Origin of the sequence: Polynucleobacter paludilacus, assembly GCF_018687595.1 — a bacterium.
GTDB classification, from domain to species: domain Bacteria; phylum Pseudomonadota; class Gammaproteobacteria; order Burkholderiales; family Burkholderiaceae; genus Polynucleobacter; species Polynucleobacter paludilacus.
The window spans coordinates 614128-636251 of record NZ_CP061298.1 but is presented as its reverse complement, the minus strand read 5'-3'; the positions used below and the strand labels follow the sequence as shown (position 1 = coordinate 636251).

Genomic DNA, 22124 nt, shown 5'->3' with positions numbered 1-22124 from the left:
TATTACTCCTGGTGGTTGTTACATGAATACTGGATTTTTGAGTGTAATCCGAATTGACTACGCCTTGATTACGCCACTTGTGTGATCTGGCCAGTAGCTGAGATGAGATAGGCTTTGCTGGGCTTATCTTTCCGAATACGCTCTAGCTCCTTTTGATAATTCTGCAACTGTGCTTGGTATTTGTTGTACTTCTCACTACCTGCTTCTGGAATGCTCAGCTTGTAATCCAAGATGGCAAAGTGATCCTCAAACTCCACTAAGCGGTCCATACGATAGCTCTTACCTTCCTCACTCACAATGTCGAGCTCATTCCAGGCCTGCAGCCACTTACTTTCTGTCAGATAAGGTTTAAGTTCATTAGCATTGAGCACGGCTTGGACATGGGCATGCAGTTTTTTCGCCATGGCTTGATCAGTGTCGAGCCAAGCCATGATCTCTAGATCACTCGGTATCTCGAGTTTTATTTCTGTACCGGTCTGGGCTGTTAAGAACTCGAGGAGTTTATGAAAATGGGTTCCTTCATCGAGTAACTCGGGGTCAGGGCCACTGACTTGATCGTTTTCACCTGCGAATACTTGAATGGTTAGCCCAGCTTCAATATCTTGTCGTAATTGCTTTTCACTAGCGATAGCTGGTTTCCAGTTGATAACAAAATCTTCTACGCTGCTTGTCTTGGCCTCTTCTTTCGGCGCTTTGTTGGATGGTTGAGCGGGAATGTTCTCTGGTAATTGGTACATTGGCAGGCCTACACTTTCTGCCTTGCCATACCAAGAAGTGTTGTCAAGGCCAGAAGGATTATTTTTGCTTGGTTTTTGCGCATCACCGCTCATCCACAAACCCTGACGTGCGCGAGTCATAGCGACATAGAGTAAGTTCCAGTTCTCGTTCTCACCAATGCGCTTTTCGGCATCATTGATTTCTGTACGAGGGCTAGTCAGCGTTTGAGAGGTAAACAAGGATAGATGGGAGGGACTTTGCTCCTCTGGTGCCCACTCCATCAAAACACCGCTGTAGTCAACGTGAGCATCGGTATTGTTTGAATCCAGCATGATCACAAATGGCGCTTCTAATCCTTTTGCACCGTGAATGGTCATTAGACGAACACGCTTGTGTTTATCTTCTTCTGACATTTCGCTATCGGTGTCCACCTCAGCCAAATTGTCATCGCTGGCAGCGTCTACATCCCCTTCATCGGGGGTCTCATCATCATCACCGCGACGCTTGGTATTAATCTCATTAATGAAATGACTCAGACTGGGGTACTGACCACCATCCTGCTGTAAAGCCACTTCTAAGAAGGCATCCAGATTAGCGAGTACTTGAGGTCGGTTGAGTTCTTTACAGACCCGAGCGTATTTGATTCGCAAATCGCCCTCTTGATAAATGCGGTCTAATAGATCATGAACTGGCAAACGCTCACCCAAAACATGCCAGTGCTGAAGATAACGCGCTGCTTTTTGCAATTGCGCATCAGGGCTATCTTGCAAGGCGTCCCACCAAGAGCGATATTGCATCGACGCCATTGCCATTGCTAACTTTTGCATTTGGTGTTCAGTAAAACCAAAGATGGGGCTTCGTAGCACTTGCGCTAAGGGCAAGTCATGACGGGGTGTAACTAGGACTGTCAATAAAGCAATTAGGTCATCGATCTCTAAGGTATTTAAGAGTCCGCCTAAACGCGAACTGTCATAAGCCAGGCCTGCATCGCGCAAAGCCCGCTCATATTGAGGCAAGAATTGTCGACGTTTAACGAGTAATAAGAAATCACTTGCCCTAGCATCTCGCCAAATCAATCTACTTCCATCCTTGTCGGCGACCTTGCGAGTCGACAGCAAATCTTGAATGAGACAACCGACCATCTCGCCTTCACGATAACGCTGAATCACACCGACTGTCTCGCTTGGATCCATGATCGCATCATCGAACGCACTACCCGCGCGGGGCTCTGCGTTTTTCTCAGCATAAGGTATTAAGGGTAAGCGGTATGCCTCGCCCTTTAGGGCATAGGCTTCTGAGGGTCTATCTGCTTCTGGGCTAGTCCACAGCGTCTCTTGGCGAGAGTAAGGATAAGCCGGTGGTAACAAATCGCTTTTGAATATGGCATTAACGGCTTCATTAATTTGATCAGCATTACGCCGAGTCTTGTCTTGCTCCATGTAGGCTGCTTGCCATTCTTGATGAAGAAAGACCTTAGCACTCACAAATAATCTTGGATCAGCACGACGAAAACGATAAATGGATTGCTTGGGGTCACCCACGATAAAGACTTTGGGTTTGTCATCATCAACGCTGTAGCCTGCTAGCCATGATCGCAAAATCTGCCACTGCAGTGGATTGGTATCTTGAAACTCATCTACTAGGATTTGTTTGTATTTAGCATCTAAGCGAACCTGTAAATAAGCCGCATTACCTGAATCCGCCATGAGCTTACTGACATCGATTTCTAAATCATCAAAATCGCGTACACGCATATTATCTTTTTGCGCTTCGGCATAAGCCATCATGGATTCATTGAGAGCAAACCAAGCTTGATTGATCGTAAAGACGTCTTGCTCTGACTGCCATAGCAAATAATCCTCAAATGCATGACCCCAAGCCTGCTTGTAAGCAATATGGTCTGGAATACGGTCGGCCTTCCCTGCATCCTCTAGATAGGTCTTGAGTGCACCCAGAATAGAGTCATTACCAGTACGATATTTCACTGGGTCTTTGGTTAAAAAAGCATTTTGGAAAGTATTCACGACTTCCATAACGCCGCCACCTCGCTTCTTACAGGCTAGGGCCGGTAAAAGATGAGGTAGTAATTTTTGATCATTAGTACTGCTATTGTTTAAACAGTTGGCCATGAATTCCAGATCAGCCAATGCATTTGGTGCATCCCATAAGGCTAACAATGGATTAGGTACATTGAGTTTAGGCAATAACTGTTTTAAGCGACTGCTTGGGGTAATTCCCTTGCTCTCACAATCCTTGCTAAAAAATGTCCATGCACCACGTTGCTTAAAGAGACTGGCCTTACCTATTAAGAGTTTTTGGGCTTCATGAGCGCCCAATTGCTTGAGCAATACGTCGTAATGCGCTTTGTGTTCTGGCTTCAGATCGCCCCACCAATCTCGCAAGCATTCTTCTTGAAGTCGCTTAGCATCTTCACGCAGTGTGAAGCCTGGCTGAATCCCAAGAGAAACCGGCGCCGCGCCCAGCAGTCTGCCGAACCATCCATGAAAAGTATCGATCACGATCGGCTGTGGATTGGCTAACACTTGGGCATAAAGCGCTTTGGCTTTGGGCAAATAAGCTTTCGCTTGAGCCTCATCCATACCGCGAGCCTTTAACTCGCCTAGCAAGACTTCGGGACTTGCTTTGGAAAACTCTTCCAGCAACCCATATAAACGATCGCGCATCTCTTGCGCAGCTTTGCGTGTGAAGGTGAGCGCAAGGATTTCTTGTGGCTTAACGCCATCTAATAACAAGCGAATCATCCGTGCGACCAATAACCAGGTTTTGCCACTACCGGCACATGCTGAAACAATGACCGAACGTTGAGGATCGCAGGCTAGCTTTTCAGAGTAAGGCAGCTTTGGCACCGCATCCAGCGCGGGGCTTTGATTTTGATTCACTAAATCACTCACCATATCCCCTTGCGGCAAATACCACGCGCTTCACAGTATTGACAGACCCCATCTGGAGCAAATGCCTGCATTGGCTTCTTAGCGCGTAGTTGTTCAACATCTTGAGTAATCTGCGTATTAAATTGAATCATCATCTCTGGTAGCTCTGCGACTGCTTTGGCACGTTCAGCGTATTGATCGTTTTTGCCAATCTCTGCTTTGAGTGAGACCCATTCTGCTTGCACCACCTGATGACCTGCCATCCTATGGGTTTCCTGCTTTTCATAACCAGCACGTGCATAGATCAATAACTGTGGATCATCCAATACATGTTCGGCACGCAGTTTGACCTTTTCAAAACGCTGATGTTTATAGTCCAACACACTCGCGCTCTGCTGATGATTAGCCTGAACATCAAATCGGTCAGCGAAACCTTCAATGCGAATAGAGGCAAGTTCTCCATCAGGGGTTTGATAAGGCAAATCAAAGCCCACCTTTACTTCCCCATCAAGATATTGCCAGCCCTGTTGCTCTCGCTCTAATTGCCACTGAACAAAACTGGGGATTTGCTTTTGCCAATCTCTCAAAGTGCCAGTGATTCTGGCATCGCCCTCAATCAGAGGCGCGAATTCTCGCTCTGAGTAGATATTTAATTGCTCCAACATCCAAGCCCTACGCAGTTCAGAATCGATTTTCAATTCTGGCTTGGTATGTTCTTGGGTTTTTAGAGCGTGATAAAACTTTTTCAGTAACGCATGCAAAGTCTGACCGGCTAATGAAGCGTCAAATCCCTCCTCGAAGCCCTTTGCTTTGCGCAAACCCAATAAGCTGCGGACGTAGTAGCGATAAGGGCAATCTCGCAGTGCTTTGTATGCGCTGGGACTCATCGATTGGGGGATTGGAAGATCTTCTTCAAAATGAGCAACCGCCATCTGCATAGGCTGAGCATCAAATGCCCGTTTTGGTAATTGCGCGCCCACTGGCTCCCAATTCATGGCACTTTGTAGTCTCTGAATCCAAGCTGATGGTCGCAGTGGCTCTCCCTTCTGGCTCTTGCTTTGCCACAGAAGGTCAACATGGGTACATGACATCAAGAGCTCAGATAGATCTCGTGCCTGCTGTGTAAATTGCAATGCAATGGTGGAGGTTTTAAGTAAAGCATTGAGTGCATCAGAGAAGAACAAAGGCGGCTCTGAATACGCAGGCAACTTTTGCTCGTCACATCCAACCATCACTACTGCATCAAATTCTCTTAAGCGCGTTGAGCTCAAGGGCAAGATACTCAGGGTTGCGAGGGCCTCTCCACCCTCCTCCTGATAACTCGCGCCCTCCAAAATGGTCTTGAGAAGACTCAACCATTCTGAGAAATACATCGGGATGCGCTGATACTGCGTGTTTTGGAGATCTAAGGACTTGAGAGTCTCTAATAGCTGTTTACCCGCAGAATCTGCTTCCAGATTCTTGACCATTCCGGTTGCTTCTAAATTGCTCTGTAATAAGGCGTAGGCTTTTTTACAGTCTAACTTGAGCATTAACCACTCGTAGTGCTTCTCTCTTAAAAATTGCAATAGCTGCAATAAAGCAAGATTCGGTAATCTGCTTCCAGATCTTTGCGCATTTTCTTTTGCGCCCTCAATGGCCAAATAAAAAGTTTGCCATCCAGATTCTGCTTTACTGGCAATCAAAATATCTTCAAGCTCGGCAACCAAGCCAATACAGGTATCTTTTTCTTTATTTAACCAGTTGGGATTTTCAATATCCACAAACGGATTTTGTAAAAACTCAAGTAGCACTTTGGCACTGGGCCCATCTTTTGGCGCCCTCATGAGCTCTAACCAGCTCATTAAAGAAGCTGCAGCTCTAGTAGTAGAAAGTTTCCAGCCCGTCTCATCCCGAATATTTAATGCAGGGCCCAGCCTGGATAAAAGTGCTCGAGTGCGTCTTGCAGCCAAGCGATCTTGCGCAACCAGTGCAATCTTGGTTTTGCCATCAATCAAATGTTGTTCAATCACTTTAGCAGCCACCCAAGCGAGCTCCTCAAAGCGCTTAGCAGCAATCAAGCGCCAATGGGCTGATTGAGCATTGGTAATATTTTCGAGTGCTTGCGCTTGGCCACCCTCTTCTCCAATGGCTTCTGCCCATAAACCGACCTTGCGCCAATCCATCTTAATTTCAAGTACTGGCGCGAAATTCGCGTAGCTCTGCAACAGTGATGAAATCAATTCTTGATCGACTGGTGTTGGGTCCGCAGTCTCAACCCAAATCAACGGTCTAGCCAAATGGCTTTGCTTTGCAGCCTCAAGATGAGCTGCTATAGCAAGTTGTTTTCTGAATACTGGATCACTGGGACTAGCCAGGTAGCGCCAAAATGCTAAGAGCACTTTTGCTTCACGATCAATAATCTTACGAGATAAGGCGGGATAGACTTGATTGATTGTTTTATCTAATAAATCCTTAACCCGATCAATCCATTGCTCTCCAAGCTCTGACTTACTTTGCCCTGCATCTTGTAGTGCCTGAATCTGTTTTTGTAGTTGCGGTGCAACGGCATTCGATAAAGTGTCGCAGGCATCAATAATGGCTTGCGCCAATCCCCACGCCCCTGCTTCACTTTCTGCTTTAAACCACACTTGTAAATCATCATGCTCTTTGAGTGTTGCGTAGACACTGAGCCAGCGCTCCAGATCAGATGGTTTCTTAGGAAACTTCCATGCGCCTGGTGCTGACTCTAGCCAATCACTCATGCTGATCACTTGCGGCAAGAGTGCAATCTGGGGGCTCAGGTTTTTGGGTCGTTGTTGCTCTAGGACTTTTCTCAATCCGATGAGTGGTCCTGCGGTACTGAGGACGACCAAGGGTCTCTGCTTGGTTTTAATAGCGTATTCCCAAATACCGTTTGCCAGTTGTTCCAATGCCTTGGCATTGGGTTCGATGGCCCAAGTTTTTACCTGTTTTTCAGCATTGAGGGTTGGGAAGGGTTGAGGCATTAGGCTGATGTTTTGGGGCTAGGTTTTGGTCTAAATCGTTTTTTTGGGCAAAAAGTGTGGCTTATTGCTAATATAAGCGGTGTAGCTCGATTACTAAATAAGTCTAGATAAGGAATTTTCATGAGTGCCGGCATTAAATACGTAACAGACGCTTCTTTTGAGCAAGACGTCCTCAAGTCCGATAAACCTGTATTGCTCGACTTCTGGGCTGAATGGTGCGGTCCTTGCAAAATGATCGGCCCTATCCTTGAGGAGCTCTCAGCCGAATACGGCGATAAATTGCAAATCGCCAAGATGAATGTGGATGAGAACCAAGGTGTTCCAGCCCAATTTAATATCCGCGGCATTCCTACCCTCATTTTGTTTAAAAACGGTACAGTTGCTGCTCAAAAAGTAGGCGCCCTGGCTAAATCCCAGTTATCCGCCTTTATTGACAGCAATATCTAATCATCCCGGGTCACAGGCTCTCTGACTGAGCCTGTGATGGTGGTGTTTTACCCTTTTTGTGTTTTTAGGTCTGTTTTGGTGTAGTATTCCTCCATAGTACAAATCCAGCACTCATCTGTGCTTCGATTTTCTGATTCACCTCCCCCACTTTTCTTGATCTCTTTCTAGTACACATCCCCCAAATTGGTTTTCTGGTAACAAGCTCTTGTCAGATCTCATCTAGACAAAACCCAAGCCAAATCCTTTCCTTTTATCAATACCCCATTTATCACCCCCGAAGAACGCTATGCAATTAACTGAACTTAAAGTCCTCCACGTATCCGCCCTGCTTGAAATGGCAGCTAGCCTGGAGATTGAAAATACCCAACGGATGCGTAAACAAGAGTTGATGTTTGCCATTCTCAAGAAACGCGCGAAGTCTGGCGAGACTGTCTTTGGTGATGGCACCTTAGAGGTATTGCCTGATGGCTTTGGTTTCTTGCGCTCTCCAGAAGCCTCCTATATGGCTTCTCCGGACGATATCTATATCTCGCCTGCGCAGATCCGCCGCTTTAACTTGCACACTGGTGACAGCGTTGAAGGCGAAGTGCGCACCCCCAAAGATGGTGAGCGTTACTTTGCTTTAGTGAAGGTCGATAAGATCAATGGCTTAGCGCCAGAGGCTCTGAAGAACCGCATCATGTTCGAGAACCTCACACCACTCCACCCCAACCGTGTGATCTCTTTAGAGCGCGATATCAAGGCAGAAGAAAACCTTACTGGCCGCATCATCGATATGATCTCGCCCATCGGTTATGGACAGCGCGGCCTCTTGGTCGCTTCGCCCAAGTCTGGTAAGACCGTGATGATGCAGCACATTGCGCATGCGATCTCTGCTAATAACCCTGATGCGATCTTGATCGTCTTGCTCGTTGATGAGCGTCCTGAAGAAGTGACCGAAATGCAGCGCTCCGTGCGCGGTGAAGTTGTCGCCTCTACTTTTGATGAGCCTGCAGTGCGCCACGTTCAAGTTGCCGAGATGGTGATTGAAAAAGCCAAGCGTCTGGTAGAGATGGGCAAAGATGTGATCATCTTGCTCGATTCGATTACCCGTTTAGCGCGCGCTTACAACACCGTCGTGCCCTCCTCAGGTAAGGTACTCTCCGGTGGTGTGGATGCCAATGCTTTGCAACGTCCAAAACGTTTCTTTGGTGCGGCTCGCAATATTGAAGAAGGCGGCTCACTCACCATCATCGCTACTGCCCTGATTGAAACTGGCAGCCGAATGGATGACTTGATCTACGAAGAGTTCAAAGGTACTGGCAATATGGAAGTCCACCTTGAGCGTCGTTTGGCTGAGCGCCGGGTTTACCCAGCGATCAATCTGAATAAGTCTGGCACCCGTCGTGAAGAGCTCTTGGTGAAGGCCGAGAACCTCCAGAAGATCTGGGTATTGCGTAAATTGTTGGCCGATATGGACGATATTGAGGCGATGAACTTCATCGTAGATAAGCTCAAATCGACTAAAAACAACGGTGAATTCTTTGATTTAATGCGTCGTGGTGGCTAAAAAGGGCTTGTTTTACCCTTTTTCCACCTCAGGAACAGCGCTTTCTGATTGATTTCATGGCATAATTTCGCCTTTACTGCTGTCAGAAGCGCTTTTAACTTGGGCAAGTATTTGGGTTGTTTAACTCAAACGGCTACCCGCTAATAGGAATCATTATGAAACCAGGCATCCACCCAGAATATCGTGAAATCGTCTTCGTTGACGTTTCAAACAATTTCAGTTTTAAGACTCGCTCCACTATGTCTACTAAAGAGACAATCAAGTGGGAAGATGGCAAGGAATATCCTTTGGCCAAGATCGAGATTTCCTCTGAATCACATCCTTTCTACACCGGCACCCAGAAAATCATGGATACCGCAGGTCGTGTTGAGAAATTCCGTCAGAAGTTTGGTACCAAAGCCGTTGCTAAAGCATCTGGTGATGGCGCCGCAAAGACTGCTGAGAAGAAAGCGGCTGCTGCAGAAGCCAAAGCTGCTGAAAAGCCAGCGAAGAAGCCAGCTGCTAAGAAGGCTTAATTCTTCAAGTACTCAATACTTGCGAGATAATCAAGGCAGCGTTTGCTGCCTTTTTTATTTGCTTTTTGTGTATTTAGCGCACCTCTATCCACTAACGCATGGTTAAACTTACCGCCGCCGCCACCCGCTCCATTCCGCGCATCGTGATTTTTGCGCTGACCTTGGTCTATGGTTTTGCTGGTCTATTCTTTCGGGACCCTTGGAAGAACGAAGATGCCATTGGCTTTGGTGGAATGTGGACCTTATTCAGGGGCAATACGCTCGACTGGATTGTTCCCCACTTAGCTGGCCGTGAGCTTTCACTGGGTGCACCTTTTCCGTATTGGTTAGGCGGCACACTCATTCATCTTTTTGGCCCTTGGATTGGCGCTGCTAATGCCGCCCGTCTGTATTCAGCGATTTGCTTCTTTGCAACTGCAGTTGCCATTTGGTATGCCACTTATCTTTTAGGTCGTCGCCCCGAAGTACAACCGATGGCTTTAGCAGTTGGTGGTCAACCCGATCGCAAGAGCTATGGCATGACCTTGGCTGATGGTGCATTACTTATCTTCTTAGCCTGTATTGGTCTAGCGCAGAACGCTCATGAAACCACGCCGATGATGGCGCAACTGATGGGTATTGGCCTAGTCCTCTACGGTACTGTGCGCGGTCTCGATAAACCATGGCAAGGAGGTTTGTGGACTGGCCTAGGCTTAATGATTGTGATTTTGTCGAGCAATTTAACCCTCAGCCTCATCATGGTCAGCTCCACCATCATTGCTGTTTCAGCTAGCAATGCCAAGTTGCGTTTGCGCTGGACCCTCACCAGTACTGTAATGGGACTCATTGGGTTTGCGATTTGGCCCGCCCTTTGGTATGGGTTTGATCTCTCACCAGAGCTGCGCCATGTCGCTGAAGTCGGTTGGCGCAATATGCCAGTGATGCGCTCGACTGTCTCTCTCGACTCAATTGGTTTTTTGAGTGTGAACTTTTGGGTCTATGCGTGGCCATTGTGGCCTCTAGCTGCAATCTCTCTTGCGCATTGGGGTAGCAATAAATCAGCAGGCGCTTGGCGTGCACCCCATCTGGCCATTCCACTGAGTTTGTTTATCGGCTCTCTCATTTATGTCTTATTTCGAGTTGAAGCCAATGAGCACGACTTGATGATTCTGACTCCGAGTCTTGCAATCATTGCTGCCTTTAGCCTGCCGATTCTCAAGCGCAACTTAATCAGTTTTATTGATTGGTTTGCGATGCTGAGTTTCACAGTGATTGCGATTGCGGTTTGGGTAATTTGGTTTGCTAAGGTGACTGGCTACCCAGAGAGCACTGCTGCCAATTTCGCGCGCTTATTGCCCGGCTTTCAGGCTCAATTGAATTGGCTGGCCTTTGTGATTGCGGTTGTGATTACGGGTCTTTGGCTGGCGATTGTGCGCTGGAGAACTTCACGCGCTCCCAAGGAAATTTGGCGCTGCCTCATCATCTCGGCTTCTGGCACGACTTTGATGTGGGTTTTGTTGATGACCTTGTGGTTGCCCACGATTGATTACGCTAAAACCTATCGCTATGTAGCTGCGCGCCTTTCTCAAGTGGTTTCATTGCATTCTGGTTGCGTCAATACCAGTAGCCTCGGTCTCTCACAACTGGCTTCATTTGATTACTTCACAAAACTCAATTTACGTGATGATCCCAATTGCCCTTGGATGCTGACCCACAGCCAATCCGAGGCCCAGGCTTTTGCTAACCTGAATGACAAGAAATTAATCTTAATTTGGGAAGATCGTCGTGCTGCTGACCGCGACGAGCGTCTGCGCCTTTACGAAGTTAGCCCGAAATAATCCGTGATTCACTTTAAGTTATCGCGTTTACGCGAGGATATCCCCGCCCTACTCAAACTTGCTGGCCCCATTTTGCTGGGACAGTTGGCAGTCATTGCCTTTGGTGTCTTAGATACTGCAATGACAGCGCGCTACTCTGCTGCTGACCTTGCTGCCTTAGCCATGGCCTCAGCCATTTTTATCAGCATCTATGTTGGTCTGACTGGGGTTGTATCTGCCTTGGCCCCTATTGCAGGACAACTCTTTGGCGCTAAACGATTCAGTGAAATTGGTGAGGAAGTAAGACAGGCGACCTGGCTTGCAATCGTCTTATCGATTGTGGGCTGCCTCATTCTGACTCATGCTGATGCCCTCTTGAGCATTTCGCATATTAACCCTGAGATTGAAGATAAAGCCCGCCTCTATCTCAGTATTCTGGCGCTGGGTTTACCGGCCAGCATGGGCATGCGAGTCTTGATGGCTTTGCATAATGCCATCTCCAGGCCGGCCGTGATTACCGTCATTCAGATTATTGGCTTGGGACTGAAGCTTCCCCTGAACCTCCTCTTTATCTACGGTGGCTTAGGCATTGCTGCGATGGGTGGCCCAGGTTGTGCGATTGCGACTGTAATCGTCAATTGGTTTTGGGTACTACTGACCTTGAGCTATGTTCTGTTCAATCGCTTTTATCGCCCCTTTGCAATCTTTAGTCGCTTTAGCAAGCCTGACCTTCACCGCATCTGGACCCTACTTAAATTAGGTGCCCCAATTGGTTTTAGCTACCTCATTGAGGTAACTTCATTTACTTTTATGTCATTGTTTATTGCGCGTCTTGGAACCACCGCATTGGCAGGTCACCAAATCATCGCCAATATGGGTACCGTGATGTATATGGTTCCCCTCTCGCTCTCGATTGCGACCATGACTCTGGTATCTCAATCAATCGGCGCCAATCGACCAGAACGTGCCGAGGAGATTGGTTGGTCATCGGTCTTTTTTACCAGCACCCTATGCATCACGATTGGTATTGCGGTATGGGCTTTCCAGCTTGAGTTACTAGACTTATATAACCCTCCTGAAGCAGTGAAGGTTTTCTCCATCCCACTCTTTTTATTTATTGCTTTCTATCAAATGTTTGATGCTTTGCAGGTGACTGCTGCATTTATCCTGCGTGCTTACCGGATTGCTTTCTGGCCCATGCTGATTTATGCAGGCTCACTATGGGGAGTCGGCTTGGGTGGCGGTTACATGATGGGCTTTAATATCTTCGGCAACATCCCCTACTTCTTACAGGGTGCGAATGGCTTTTGGGCCGCTAATAGCATGAGCCTGGGCTTAGCTGCCTGTCTCTTGCTCTACCTCTTCAGAAAAACGGCAGCGCGCTATGAAAGAACGCATCCGCAGCTTGAAGTCTAGTGCTGAGGTTTGAAACTCAATTAGTGTGATTTATAGCTAGGCACTTGATTGCCCTTAGCGTACATGCACTGTTGATAAGCAATGTTGTATTGCTCTTGGGCTTGGTTCTGTTTACCCGAGGCGTTCATCGCACCTAGACCAGCGCCGCCGAGCATGCCGACACCAGCACCAGTTCCAACGTTAGTATGACTTCCGCCGCCGATCACCAGACCCGCCGCAGCACCCAAAGCTGCGCCGACAGCCGCACTAGTCACACCCTCTTTAAGGGCAGCGTCTGAAGTATCCTTTACAGAATTGGTGGCATACAGACGACACTGCTGATCTTCAGCCTGAAATACTTCAAATGGCTTGCCCTCGCGGGGCATGATTGCTACGGTTGGCCCGGTAGGCGCTGAAGTACATGCAGCCAAAATGCTCGTCATCGCAAGCGATAAGATAATGCGTTTCATGCTAAATCTTTCTAACAATATGCTGAATGGGTTTGCTATTTAGTTTTGCTGTGTAGTCACTTTGCCAGTGGGTGGCATTGCGGGATGAGTCTGCCAACCCGTTGCACACTCTTGTGCGTAAGGAAAATACTTGCCACTACTTGGGCAGAAATACCAAACCGGAGGCTGAGGTTGAGCTGCGAGCACCATCGGTTCAGCAGGCTGAGCATAAGCTACTGCAGGCGGAGCATAGACTACTGGTGGCCCATAGTAGCCACCATATGGGTAGCCATAATACGGTCCGCCATATGCCCAATTACCTCGCCAACCTGGACCCCATCCACCCCAACCGGGGCCATAGGCTGCCGGACGATAGCCACTGCCGACTGAGACATTCCAGCCCACATAAGAACCGCCATGAGCAAGGGATAGCGGAGATATAACAAGCAAAGCGATGGATGCGCCTAGCGCAAGAAATGGTTGAATCTGTTTCATGATGGACCCCTTATTTTTTGGTCTCTGTATCATTATCTTACTACCCCTGGGCTTTTTAAGCCCTTACCCTATTAACGCCTCAAATCCATTCAAGCTGACAAGAAAAAAGGTCTTTTTGGAATTATTTTGTAGGTCCTTAGGGCTCTGATTTAAGGCCCGCCTTTTGCACCAGCCTTCCCCATTTAGCCGACTCGGACTGAATCAATTTTGTTAAATCTTGGGGGCTGCTCGGCGCAGGCTCTAATGCGCTCGCAAGGAGCTTTTGCCTGACTTCAGGTTGATTTAGGGTATTGCGCGTCAGAGTATTAAGGCGCTTTACTAAAGCTGGTGGAAGATTGGCTGGGGCCATGAGGCAAAACCAAGAAGTTGCCTCAAAACCTGGCAAGCCCTGTTCAGCTAGCGTGGGAATTTCAGGTGCGGCGGGCGAGCGCTTTAAGGTAGTGACGCCCAGAGCTACAACATCCCCCGATTGGATTAAGGGCAAAGAAGAGGACAAATTATCAAAGAGCAGCGATATTCTGCCGCTGACTAAATCAGGCAAGGATTGCGCTCTACCCTTGTATGGGATATGTCGAATCTGTATACCTGCCATCTCTTGCAAGAGCTCTCCGGACATATGCAATGAAGTACCGGTTCCTGAAGAACCATAAGTGAGTTGATTGGGATTGGCTTTGGCGTACTCAATCAGTTGGTGCAGATTAGTGATGCCAAGCCGTTTATTCACAATCAACACATTTGGAGTGCTGGCCAGAAAACTAATCGGCGTGAAGTCTTTAATGGGATCAAAAGCCATCTTCTCGTATAGAGCGCCATTAATCGCATGAATGCCCACCGTACCAATCAGCAAGGTATAGCCATCAGCCTCGCTTTTAGCGACCAACTCTGCGCCGATATTACCGCCATAGCCCGGCTTGTTCTCAACCAACACTGGGACATCTAAGGATTTTTGCCAACTTTGCGCCAGCACCCTTGCCAAGATATCGGGCGCGCCACCTGGGGTGAAGGTCACTATGATGCGGATGGGATTTTTAGGCCAACTTGCCGCGTGTGCGTTGGTAATCAGAAACGAAAAACAGAAAAGGATACACAGGCTTTTGAAAGCCCTGATCAGGTAATGCATCGGGGATTTAGAAACCGAAGCGGAAACGCAGCAAAGTCAAACCGTCATAGTTGACTGGATTATCTGCGCAAGGACCAAAACCGCACTCAGCTAAAGTGGAAGTGAGATTAGCAAAAACGAGCAGGATAAAGAGGGCAACCAGGAGATTGCTAAACCATGAACGGGAGCGCACTTCTCCATTGGGCAACATGAGCAAAATAGCTTGCCCACCTAATAAGCCTAAGGCACCAACGAAAGCCCAGGTGTAAAAATGCAGGCCCAGGAAAGGACTGCCATAACCAGGGTCACCTGGCGCAATGTGTAAGAAAATTTGGCGCAATGAAATCATCATGCCAACTAAGCCGCTAAAGATGGCCCAACCGTAATGAGAGGAATGCGCACCAAAGCGCAGATTCAGCACAATTGCAAATCCCATCAACACAAAGCCCATACGCTGCATCAGACAGAGTGGGCAAGGCAATTCACCAAAGTAGAGCTGGTCTACAAAGGCATAAGACAGAATGCCAACGATCGCCAGCAGCGAAAGCTGATTGCCTAATAAAGAGAGCGAAGGTAAGTTCGATTTACTCACAGGCTAATATTCAGAGCGTCAGTTGCGTGATAGTGGAACCAGTACATGAGTATGAGGACGGTAATTGCCAGGAAAATCAAAGCAGCAAAACGTTTCTCAAACCAGGCCAGTAGCAGGCCCAAGAAAGCTGTGAGAAATGGCAGAAACATATACATGAGATTATTCTAGCGCAGATAATTGACGGGATTGTGAAATGCGCTTTTTGGGCTCATTTACGCAAATAACCTAGCTTTAAAACCAAAATACTGAGCGCCAAGACTAATGTAATCGCATTAGCCAGAATCAAGGGCCACTTCTCAATAATCAGACCATAAACGAGCCAAAGCCCCACTCCCAGGGTAAATAAGGAATACATCCCCAAAGAAATCCCAGAAAGGTCGCGCGTCCTCCAGGACTGAACCGCTTGTGGAATAAAGGCACAGGTGGTTAAAAAAGCAGCTAAGTAGCCAATCCATTCTATTTGGTAGGCTGCTAATTGCATGTTTATGGCAGTGGAATCGACAGAATCGTCATAACAGTCCAAGTATCGCTACTGTTGGTAAAGCCTCTACCAACCCCCGCCTGAAAAGGTAAAGGTCCAGCATCACAATAGACTTTGAGAAATACTAACTGCTGGGTATTGGGATTAGCAATTGGACCGCTACCAATTTGGTTGTAATTGGAATAAAACTCGGTACCCACCGCCCAATCCGGCGCCACCTCTCGCGAGACCCGAATCGCTGTATTGAAGTCGGGCGCTTGATGAACATAAGGCTGTGAGAGCTGTTGATCAAATATCGGGTTAATCACAAATAGCCATTTATCGACATGCTTACCTAAGATGAAACGGGCTTCACCGTTATAGCGCGACTGTTCATACTGCGGCAGAGTATTCGAGAGCTCTACGTTAACGCCAGCAAAAAAGGGATAGCCTTTGTCTTCCATGATGGGCAGGTATTTCATTCTGACTTTGGAGCCAGCATAGTTCCATGTACCGCCACTCACGACAGAGTTGATATAAAAGCCTGCCTCTAAATCATGGCCTAAGCCATAAGCATATTCAGGAGTAATGCGAGTATTGTGATTATTCATTACCTCACCTGGGTAACTCTGCGTTACTAAACCATTGGGGGTATTGTTGACATGTAGCTCGAGACTTTGCTCGCCCTTGGCATTAATCTCATCGTCATAGACCTGAATCTCATCTTGTAATACGGCATAGCTGACTAATGGCAGCAAAGCCATCAAGCAAACTACACATTGAGGAAGAAAACGGCTAAATTTCATCATGATGCGAGAGTTTAGCAATGAATCGATTTGTGTGTTTAAGCAGCCCAGACGCAATAAAAAAGCCACCCTAAGGTGGCTTTTCTAGAGGGCTGATGAGTTAGCCCAAGGTGAACTTCAATTCACCCAGTTTCTCGACGACGCTGACTACCACGTCGCCCTTCTTGAGCCACACTTGTTTATCTTTTGGATAGCCCAAGATCACACCCTGAGGGGTGCCTGTGAAGACAATATCACCTGGCTCCAGCGCCCAATAGGTGCTGATATAGGACAACATCTTTTGGGTATTGTGAATAAAGTCAGAGGTATTCGAGTTTTGACGAATCTGACCATTCACATAAGTTTGCACTTGCAGCTTATTAGGATCCCCTACCCGGTCAGCACTCACAAAATAAGGTCCAATCGGCGCATATTGATCTAAGGTCTTACCAATCATCCATTGAACACTGGGGGTTTCTAGTTGCAGATCGCGTGAAGAGAAATCATTCGAAGTGCAATAACCAGCAACGTAATTGAGCGTCTCCGCTTCAGGAACATTGCGCATGCGCTTACCAACCACGATCAAGAGCTCTGTCTCGTAGTCGAGCTTATAAGAGACTTCTGGTGGCGGAATTCTGAGGATGCAATTGTGTGAGGTCAGGCTATTGTTGTATTTATTAAAGAGTGGTGGCACACGAGGATGCGCCATACCAACTTCGTCGGCGTGGGTTCGATAATTCAACCCTACGCAAACGATCTTGCCGGGATTAACAAACAGTCTGCCATAAGTAATCTTGGATTCATCTAAATAAGGGACGCCAGACTTATCTGCGCCCGCGACCACTTTATTAAAGCCAGCGGCATTCCCTTCTTGTAATAATTGATCGAGGGTAATGGGGGCTGCAATCTTGAGTTTCTTAGCAACCGCACGCACATCGATGATGCCCTTGGGCGTAACGACACCCATACTCTCAGTACCATCGGCATTCATCATGGTGAGAATCTTGCAATTCTTCACCATTTCGTGGGGTCCGTTATAGATCTCTCCGCCCCACTGGGAAGTTGGATGTGCTGAGGCTTCTTGCATTAAACCCATTGTAGAAGCCGCTACGATTCCTGCACCCGATGCAGAAACCGTCTTCATAAATTGACGACGTGAACTCATACTATCTCCTGTAATGTATTTTTATTATTTGCTGCGATACATCTGCAAATATCTTACCGCACACTAGAGGAAAAAGTGGCTTAAAACGGGTAGATCAGGGTTTAACCTAGACCGAAGAACAATGCAATTCGGTAGGTAATAAAAGAAGCCAGATAAGCTAGAAAGAAAAGGTAGCTGAGCATAATGATGGGAATCTTCCAGCCGCCAGTCTCCCGTTTGACAGTCGCAATCGTCGATAGGCACTGAGGAGCAAAAACAAACCAGGCCAATAATGACAATGCCGTAGCCAAGCTCCACGTAGAAGATATTAAAGGCACGAGCGCACTGGCTGCATCAGCGCCAGTGCTGGATAAGGCGTATACCGTTGCCAATGAGCTGACAACGACTTCACGCGCTGCCATACCAGGAACCAAGGCAATACTGATTTGCCAGTTAAAGCCAATCGGCGCAAACACAACCGATAAAGCATGGCCTAACATGCCCGCGATGCTGTATTGAATCGGCGCTCCTGTTGCACCCTCAGGCGGTAATGGAAAACTCGACAGCGCCCACAAGGCAACGGTCATTAGCAAGATGATTCCGCCAACGCGTCTCAGAAAAATCTCAGCGCGTTGCCATAGACTAATTGCCAGATTGCTCACTCTAGGCAAGTGATAGCTGGGTAACTCCATCATTAGTGCATTCACTTTGAATTGCTTGCTGGTGAAGTGCTTAAGCAACCAAGCTACGCCCATTGCCCCAAGAATACCGGCAAGGTAAAGGGCAAATAAGACTAGGCCTTGCAAGTCGAGATCAAACCATAACTTGGTATGCGGAATAAATGCAGAGATCAGCAATGCATAAACCGGCAAACGCGCTGAACAGGTCATCATTGGTGCAATCAGAATGGTAATTAAACGATCGCGGGCATTAGAGATGCTACGCGTCGCCATAATGCCTGGGATCGCGCAGGCAAAACTTGATAGCAAGGGAATAAAGGATCGGCCTGATAAGCCAGCTCGACCCATTAAACGATCTAATAAATAAGCAGCTCTAGGTAAATAGCCGGACTCCTCTAAAGCGAGGATGAAAAAGAACAGAATCAGAATCTGTGGCAGGAAGGTCAATACACCCCCTACCCCTGCTAGGATGCCATCGATCAATAAACTTCTGAACCAATTGTCTGGCAGGAACTGAGTAAGCAAGCCGCCCAAGTATTCAAGGCCAAGCTTAATGAGCTCCATTGGATAGACTGCCCAAGAGAAGACTGCCTGAAAGATAAAGAACAGTAAGACCGTCAAAATAATCGGGCCGACGATCGGGTGCAACAAGACAGAATCCAGACGATCGCTGAAGTGGTCTGGAATCACATGATCTAGATTGAGTTTTTTGAGAATGCGATGAACTTGGATATTGTCTGACTCGATATGCTCAGAGTGTGCAATGACCGTTTCATCACCCTCATCAATAGAGGCTTGCGCAAGTCCTGCTAAATTGCGCCAATCCAGATTAGCTAAGTAGGCCTTGAGATCATCAGCCCCTCTAGCCTGAATACCAATCGTAGAGATTACTGGCATACCCAACTCTTTTGCTAAGGCCTGCTCATCAATTAGCAAACCGTGACGTTTGGCAATATCAACCATATTGAGCACAACCACACAAGGCAAACCCAAGCGCTTAGCCGCCAAGACCAAACGCAGATTGGCACGCAAGTTCATGGCATTGAGTACGCACAGAACTAAGTCGGGTCTTTTTTCTCCAGCAGCCCTGCCATGCAACACATCGCAAGTCACACGCTCATCCAGTGAACGGGGATAGAGACTGTAAGCGCCTGGCAAATCCAAGATCCGAATCACCTTGCCTGAGCTAAGCGTTAAATTACCTTCTTTGCGCTCCACTGTCACACCAGAATAATTAGCGACCTTTTGTCGACTACCGGTCAATAAATTGAAAAGTGCGGTCTTGCCGCAATTGGGATTACCCAATAACGCAACTAAAGGTTCTTTGGCGAAGAAATGAATCCGTGACTCTGTCATGATGCAATCGCCTCTAACTCAATCAGCTTGGCTTCGTTCTCACGCAAGGCAAAAGTGGAAGAGCCCACCCGCACCAGAATTGGCCCTTTACCAAAAAGACCTTTGCGTAAGACGGTGACCTGCTCGCCAGTCAAAAAACCAATGTCTTCCAATTGCCCCTTCACTTCCGGGGTGCTTGTCGAAGGAAGAACGCCTTTAACCCTAAAAAGGGTATCTAAGGAAGCCTGGTCTAAAAGCATGAATATGGCACTTTTGGCATTTAATGGGAATGGTTCTCATTATAGCGATAAAGTGAGAATAATTCTCATCTGTAGCAAGTACCCGACCTACGCCGAGTTGTAGTAATACACTGTCAGAAATACTGATTAAGCCGAGATACTTATGTACCTACCCAAGCATTTCTTAGTCGAGGACCGCGGGATCTTATTGAAGATCATGGGTGAATACCCCCTTGCCACTCTGATTGGCAATACAGACGGTGAACTCGAAATCAATCACATCCCACTGGTGGTAAGTAAAGATGGCCAATATTTACATGGTCACATTGCCAGAATGAATCCCTTAACCAAATTAGCCCAAGCAGGCGAGGTTAAAGTGACGGCAATTTTTCATGGGCCACATGCTTACATCACCCCTGCCTGGTATCCATCAAAATATGAGACTGGCAAAGTCGTTCCCACCTGGAATTACGCCGTAGTTCATGTGCAAGGTGTTCTGAATCTTAAAGAAGATCCGCAATGGATTCGTCAACATGTATCGCAACTCACCGACACTCATGAGCCTATCTATCAATCTGACTGGAAGCTCGATGATGCGCCAGAAGACTATGTCCAAATGATGCTCAAAGCCATTGTTGGAATTGAAATCAAGATTTCGAGTCTGGTTGGTAAATTTAAACTGAGTCAGAATCGTACGCCTTCAGAATACGACGGGGTGATTCAGAACCTCAAACAATCTTCCCTAGAAGATCTGCAGGCGATGCTCAAGTTGATGAAGCAAGATTAAAACAGTTTGGAAATAAAAAAACGGCTCACGAGGAGCCGTTTTTCTGAGAGCAGTAAAGCTTACGCAAAGAGCTTCATTGCACTTAAGACTGTTTTATAAATACCCCAAGCCAATGGAATACCTACAGCAATCCATGCTAACAAGACTGTCAACGATGAAGTTTGTTCATTACCGCCAGAGCCAGTTACAACCGAGCTTAAGGCTTTTTCATGTGCTAAGCGCTTCTCTTCAGCCAACTCAGCATCAGTCATGAACCACTTATCAGCTACTGGACGAATCAATAAGTTACAGATCAAACCAATTGCCAACATGCCTGTGAGGATGTACATGGTTTGGTTATAAACCTGAGCACGTGGCAAGCCTAAACCTAACTGATAGTCGCGCATATAGTTCACAACGACTGGGCCCAAGATACCGGCAGTAGACCAAGCGGTTAATAAACGGCCATGAATCGCACCCACGTTCTGTGTACCAAACAAATCCGCCAGGTAAGCAGGCACCGTCGCGAAGCCACCACCATACATACTCAAGATGATGCAGAAGGCGCCGACGAATAAGGCCAGATTGCCTGCCTGAGCACTACTTGGCACGCTAAAGTACATTGCGCCACCTAAGACGAAGAAGACAATGTAGGTCATCTTGCGACCTAACTTATCAGACAAGCTAGCCCAGAAAAAACGACCACCAATGTTAAATAAGCTAATCAGCGCTGTAAAGCCAGCAGCGATTCCAGCAATTGCAGTGAGCTGTGTTTTATCGAGTTCGGTAAAGGTTTGTTGAACACCAATCAAACTACCAGCAAATACTTCTTGCAGCATTGGTGATGCCATACCAATCACACCAATACCTGCCGAGACGTTCATACACAGCACCATCCACACCAACCAGAACTGAGGAATGCCCCACACTTTTTTAACACTAACGCTGCGGTTGGTAATCATGGCGTTGCTGCCCTGCGAAACGGGCGGAGTCCAGCCTACAGGTTTCCAATCGCTTGCTGGGATGCGATAGCCAAAAGCGCCACACATCATGTACACAAAATAGCCAAGCCCCATCACTACGAAGGTTTGTGCCACACCAACACTCGTTGGAGAGGCAAAGTTTTTCATCAACATCGCTGCTAAGGGTGAGCCAATCATGGCGCCACCACCAAAGCCCATGATGGCCATGCCGGTTGCCATACCGCGACGATCTGGGAACCACTTAATCAAGGTGGATACAGGAGAGATGTAACCCAATCCCAAGCCGATACCACCGATAACACCAGAACCGATGATCATCATCCAAAACTGATGCAGATGAACGCCGAGAGCAGAGATGAGCATGCCGCCACCCCAACAGAAAGCAGCAACGACGCCTGCTTTACGAGGACCAGCGCGCTCTAACCAACCACCCCAAATTGCAGCTGAGATACCAAGGAATACAAAGAACAAGGTGTACATCCAACCCAGCGTGGAAATTTGCCAATCGCAGGTGGTAGTAAAGAGTTGTCCAATAAAGCCTACATCTGCTGGACATTTAATTGCTTCTGTTCCGCCCTGAGAAACACCCAATGCTTTTGAAAGAGGTAACCAGAAAACGGAGAAGCCGTAAGCCATACCGATACACAGGTGAATAGCCAATGCAGCTGGTGGCACCAGCCAGCGATTAAAACCAGAACCCGCAATGGTTCTTTCTTTATCTAATAGATGGAACATTTTGTCTCCTTGTTATGCAGCATCTCCTGTTTATACTGCATCAACAAAAACTTTGCATTTAGTAG

At 47.4% G+C, this 22124-nt stretch carries 19 protein-coding genes; 6 read left to right on the top strand and 13 right to left on the bottom strand.

The genetic code is table 11. The features are described 5' to 3' along the window. Positions 1 to 68: 68 nt before the first annotated feature. Both AOC06_RS03430 and AOC06_RS03425 read right to left on the bottom strand, forming a co-directional pair. On the bottom strand, positions 69 to 3632 hold the full coding sequence (locus AOC06_RS03430) for a UvrD-helicase domain-containing protein (protein ID WP_215381781.1): 3564 nt from the start codon (positions 3630 to 3632) through the stop codon (positions 69 to 71). Then, positions 3626 to 6595, bottom strand: a complete 2970-nt coding sequence (locus AOC06_RS03425; protein WP_215381248.1) for a PD-(D/E)XK nuclease family protein — start codon at positions 6593 to 6595, stop codon at positions 3626 to 3628. The genes AOC06_RS03430 and AOC06_RS03425 overlap by 7 nt, the downstream gene beginning before the upstream one ends. A 120-nt stretch (positions 6596 to 6715) precedes the next feature. Here AOC06_RS03425 and trxA point away from each other — a divergent pair, with 120 nt between their 5' ends. The 5 genes from trxA to AOC06_RS03400 all read left to right on the top strand — a co-directional run bounded on the left by trxA (position 6716) and on the right by AOC06_RS03400 (position 12318). Then, on the top strand, positions 6716 to 7042 hold the full coding sequence (gene trxA, locus AOC06_RS03420; protein WP_215275892.1) for a thioredoxin TrxA: 327 nt from the start codon (positions 6716 to 6718) through the stop codon (positions 7040 to 7042). Positions 7043 to 7328: 286 nt separating this feature from the next. Continuing rightward, positions 7329 to 8591 carry a transcription termination factor Rho gene (rho, locus tag AOC06_RS03415; protein WP_112294740.1) on the top strand — a complete coding sequence of 421 codons (1263 nt, stop codon included), beginning with the start codon at positions 7329 to 7331 and terminating at the stop codon, positions 8589 to 8591. A 155-nt stretch (positions 8592 to 8746) separates the two neighbouring features. Next, positions 8747 to 9106, top strand: coding sequence for a type B 50S ribosomal protein L31 (locus AOC06_RS03410; RefSeq protein ID WP_215352818.1), 360 nt, complete (start codon positions 8747 to 8749; stop codon positions 9104 to 9106). Between the two features lie 98 nt (positions 9107 to 9204). Then, positions 9205 to 10923 (top strand): ArnT family glycosyltransferase, encoded by a 1719-nt coding sequence (locus AOC06_RS03405; protein ID WP_215381246.1) that lies wholly within the window; start codon positions 9205 to 9207, stop codon positions 10921 to 10923. Between the two features lie 3 nt (positions 10924 to 10926). Beyond that, positions 10927 to 12318 carry an MATE family efflux transporter gene (locus AOC06_RS03400; RefSeq protein WP_215381243.1) on the top strand — a complete coding sequence of 464 codons (1392 nt, stop codon included), beginning with the start codon at positions 10927 to 10929 and terminating at the stop codon, positions 12316 to 12318. Between the two features lie 20 nt (positions 12319 to 12338). Here the strand turns inward: AOC06_RS03400 and AOC06_RS03395 are convergent, their stop codons facing one another. From AOC06_RS03395 to AOC06_RS03350, 10 genes are all read right to left on the bottom strand, one after another. After that, positions 12339 to 12767, bottom strand: a complete 429-nt coding sequence (locus tag AOC06_RS03395) for a glycine zipper family protein (RefSeq protein ID WP_215381241.1) — start codon at positions 12765 to 12767, stop codon at positions 12339 to 12341. Between the two features lie 39 nt (positions 12768 to 12806). Further along, on the bottom strand, positions 12807 to 13241 hold the full coding sequence (locus tag AOC06_RS03390; RefSeq protein ID WP_215381239.1) for a hypothetical protein: 435 nt from the start codon (positions 13239 to 13241) through the stop codon (positions 12807 to 12809). Positions 13242 to 13377: 136 nt separating this feature from the next. Further along, entirely contained in the window at positions 13378 to 14250 is an 873-nt protein-coding gene (locus AOC06_RS03385; protein WP_255880029.1) for a Bug family tripartite tricarboxylate transporter substrate binding protein, read from the bottom strand. 118 nt (positions 14251 to 14368) lie between these two features. Continuing rightward, positions 14369 to 14932 carry a disulfide bond formation protein B gene (locus AOC06_RS03380; RefSeq protein WP_215279019.1) on the bottom strand — a complete coding sequence of 188 codons (564 nt, stop codon included), beginning with the start codon at positions 14930 to 14932 and terminating at the stop codon, positions 14369 to 14371. Continuing rightward, positions 14929 to 15087, bottom strand: coding sequence for a DUF5993 family protein (locus AOC06_RS03375; protein WP_215272298.1), 159 nt, complete (start codon positions 15085 to 15087; stop codon positions 14929 to 14931). The genes AOC06_RS03380 and AOC06_RS03375 overlap by 4 nt, the downstream gene beginning before the upstream one ends. A 53-nt stretch (positions 15088 to 15140) precedes the next feature. After that, positions 15141 to 15413, bottom strand: a complete 273-nt coding sequence (locus AOC06_RS03370) for a SemiSWEET transporter (protein WP_215279018.1) — start codon at positions 15411 to 15413, stop codon at positions 15141 to 15143. Positions 15414 to 15415: 2 nt separating this feature from the next. After that, positions 15416 to 16201, bottom strand: a complete 786-nt coding sequence (locus AOC06_RS03365; RefSeq protein ID WP_215381236.1) for a hypothetical protein — start codon at positions 16199 to 16201, stop codon at positions 15416 to 15418. Positions 16202 to 16298: 97 nt separating this feature from the next. Next, entirely contained in the window at positions 16299 to 17342 is a 1044-nt protein-coding gene (locus AOC06_RS03360) for a fumarylacetoacetate hydrolase family protein (protein WP_255880028.1), read from the bottom strand. 101 nt (positions 17343 to 17443) lie between these two features. Next, the gene (gene feoB, locus AOC06_RS03355) at positions 17444 to 19357 is read right to left on the bottom strand and encodes a ferrous iron transporter B (RefSeq protein ID WP_215381235.1); all 1914 of its coding nucleotides are present in this window, start codon (positions 19355 to 19357) and stop codon (positions 17444 to 17446) included. Next, positions 19354 to 19596 carry a FeoA family protein gene (locus AOC06_RS03350; RefSeq protein WP_215272294.1) on the bottom strand — a complete coding sequence of 81 codons (243 nt, stop codon included), beginning with the start codon at positions 19594 to 19596 and terminating at the stop codon, positions 19354 to 19356. Before AOC06_RS03350 ends, feoB begins: the two co-directional genes overlap by 4 nt. A gap of 142 nt (positions 19597 to 19738) precedes the next feature. Here AOC06_RS03350 and AOC06_RS03345 point away from each other — a divergent pair, with 142 nt between their 5' ends. Then, a complete protein-coding gene (locus AOC06_RS03345) occupies positions 19739 to 20362 on the top strand; it encodes an FMN-binding negative transcriptional regulator (protein ID WP_215381234.1) in 624 nt (207 codons plus the stop codon). A 59-nt stretch (positions 20363 to 20421) separates the two neighbouring features. Here the strand turns inward: AOC06_RS03345 and AOC06_RS03340 are convergent, their stop codons facing one another. Then, positions 20422 to 22059 carry an OFA family MFS transporter gene (locus AOC06_RS03340; protein ID WP_215337058.1) on the bottom strand — a complete coding sequence of 546 codons (1638 nt, stop codon included), beginning with the start codon at positions 22057 to 22059 and terminating at the stop codon, positions 20422 to 20424. Positions 22060 to 22124: the final 65 nt, after the last annotated feature.

What these genes read in the sequence shown, in the direction of transcription:
- AOC06_RS03430 (WP_215381781.1), bottom strand. Translation starts at nt 3,632, where the DNA reads ATGGTGAGTGATTTAGTGAATCAAAATCAAAGCCCCGCGCTGGATGCG.
- AOC06_RS03425 (WP_215381248.1), bottom strand. Translation starts at nt 6,595, where the DNA reads ATGCCTCAACCCTTCCCAACCCTCAATGCTGAAAAACAGGTAAAAACT.
- trxA (WP_215275892.1), top strand. Translation starts at nt 6,716, where the DNA reads ATGAGTGCCGGCATTAAATACGTAACAGACGCTTCTTTTGAGCAAGAC.
- rho (WP_112294740.1), top strand. Translation starts at nt 7,329, where the DNA reads ATGCAATTAACTGAACTTAAAGTCCTCCACGTATCCGCCCTGCTTGAA.
- AOC06_RS03410 (WP_215352818.1), top strand. Translation starts at nt 8,747, where the DNA reads ATGAAACCAGGCATCCACCCAGAATATCGTGAAATCGTCTTCGTTGAC.
- AOC06_RS03405 (WP_215381246.1), top strand. Translation starts at nt 9,205, where the DNA reads ATGGTTAAACTTACCGCCGCCGCCACCCGCTCCATTCCGCGCATCGTG.
- AOC06_RS03395 (WP_215381241.1), bottom strand. Translation starts at nt 12,767, where the DNA reads ATGAAACGCATTATCTTATCGCTTGCGATGACGAGCATTTTGGCTGCA.
- AOC06_RS03390 (WP_215381239.1), bottom strand. Translation starts at nt 13,241, where the DNA reads ATGAAACAGATTCAACCATTTCTTGCGCTAGGCGCATCCATCGCTTTG.
- AOC06_RS03375 (WP_215272298.1), bottom strand. Translation starts at nt 15,087, where the DNA reads ATGTATATGTTTCTGCCATTTCTCACAGCTTTCTTGGGCCTGCTACTG.
- AOC06_RS03370 (WP_215279018.1), bottom strand. Translation starts at nt 15,413, where the DNA reads ATGCAATTAGCAGCCTACCAAATAGAATGGATTGGCTACTTAGCTGCT.
- AOC06_RS03365 (WP_215381236.1), bottom strand. Translation starts at nt 16,201, where the DNA reads ATGATGAAATTTAGCCGTTTTCTTCCTCAATGTGTAGTTTGCTTGATG.
- AOC06_RS03360 (WP_255880028.1), bottom strand. Translation starts at nt 17,342, where the DNA reads ATGAGTTCACGTCGTCAATTTATGAAGACGGTTTCTGCATCGGGTGCA.
- feoB (WP_215381235.1), bottom strand. Translation starts at nt 19,357, where the DNA reads ATGACAGAGTCACGGATTCATTTCTTCGCCAAAGAACCTTTAGTTGCG.
- AOC06_RS03350 (WP_215272294.1), bottom strand. Translation starts at nt 19,596, where the DNA reads ATGCTTTTAGACCAGGCTTCCTTAGATACCCTTTTTAGGGTTAAAGGC.
- AOC06_RS03345 (WP_215381234.1), top strand. Translation starts at nt 19,739, where the DNA reads ATGTACCTACCCAAGCATTTCTTAGTCGAGGACCGCGGGATCTTATTG.
- AOC06_RS03340 (WP_215337058.1), bottom strand. Translation starts at nt 22,059, where the DNA reads ATGTTCCATCTATTAGATAAAGAAAGAACCATTGCGGGTTCTGGTTTT.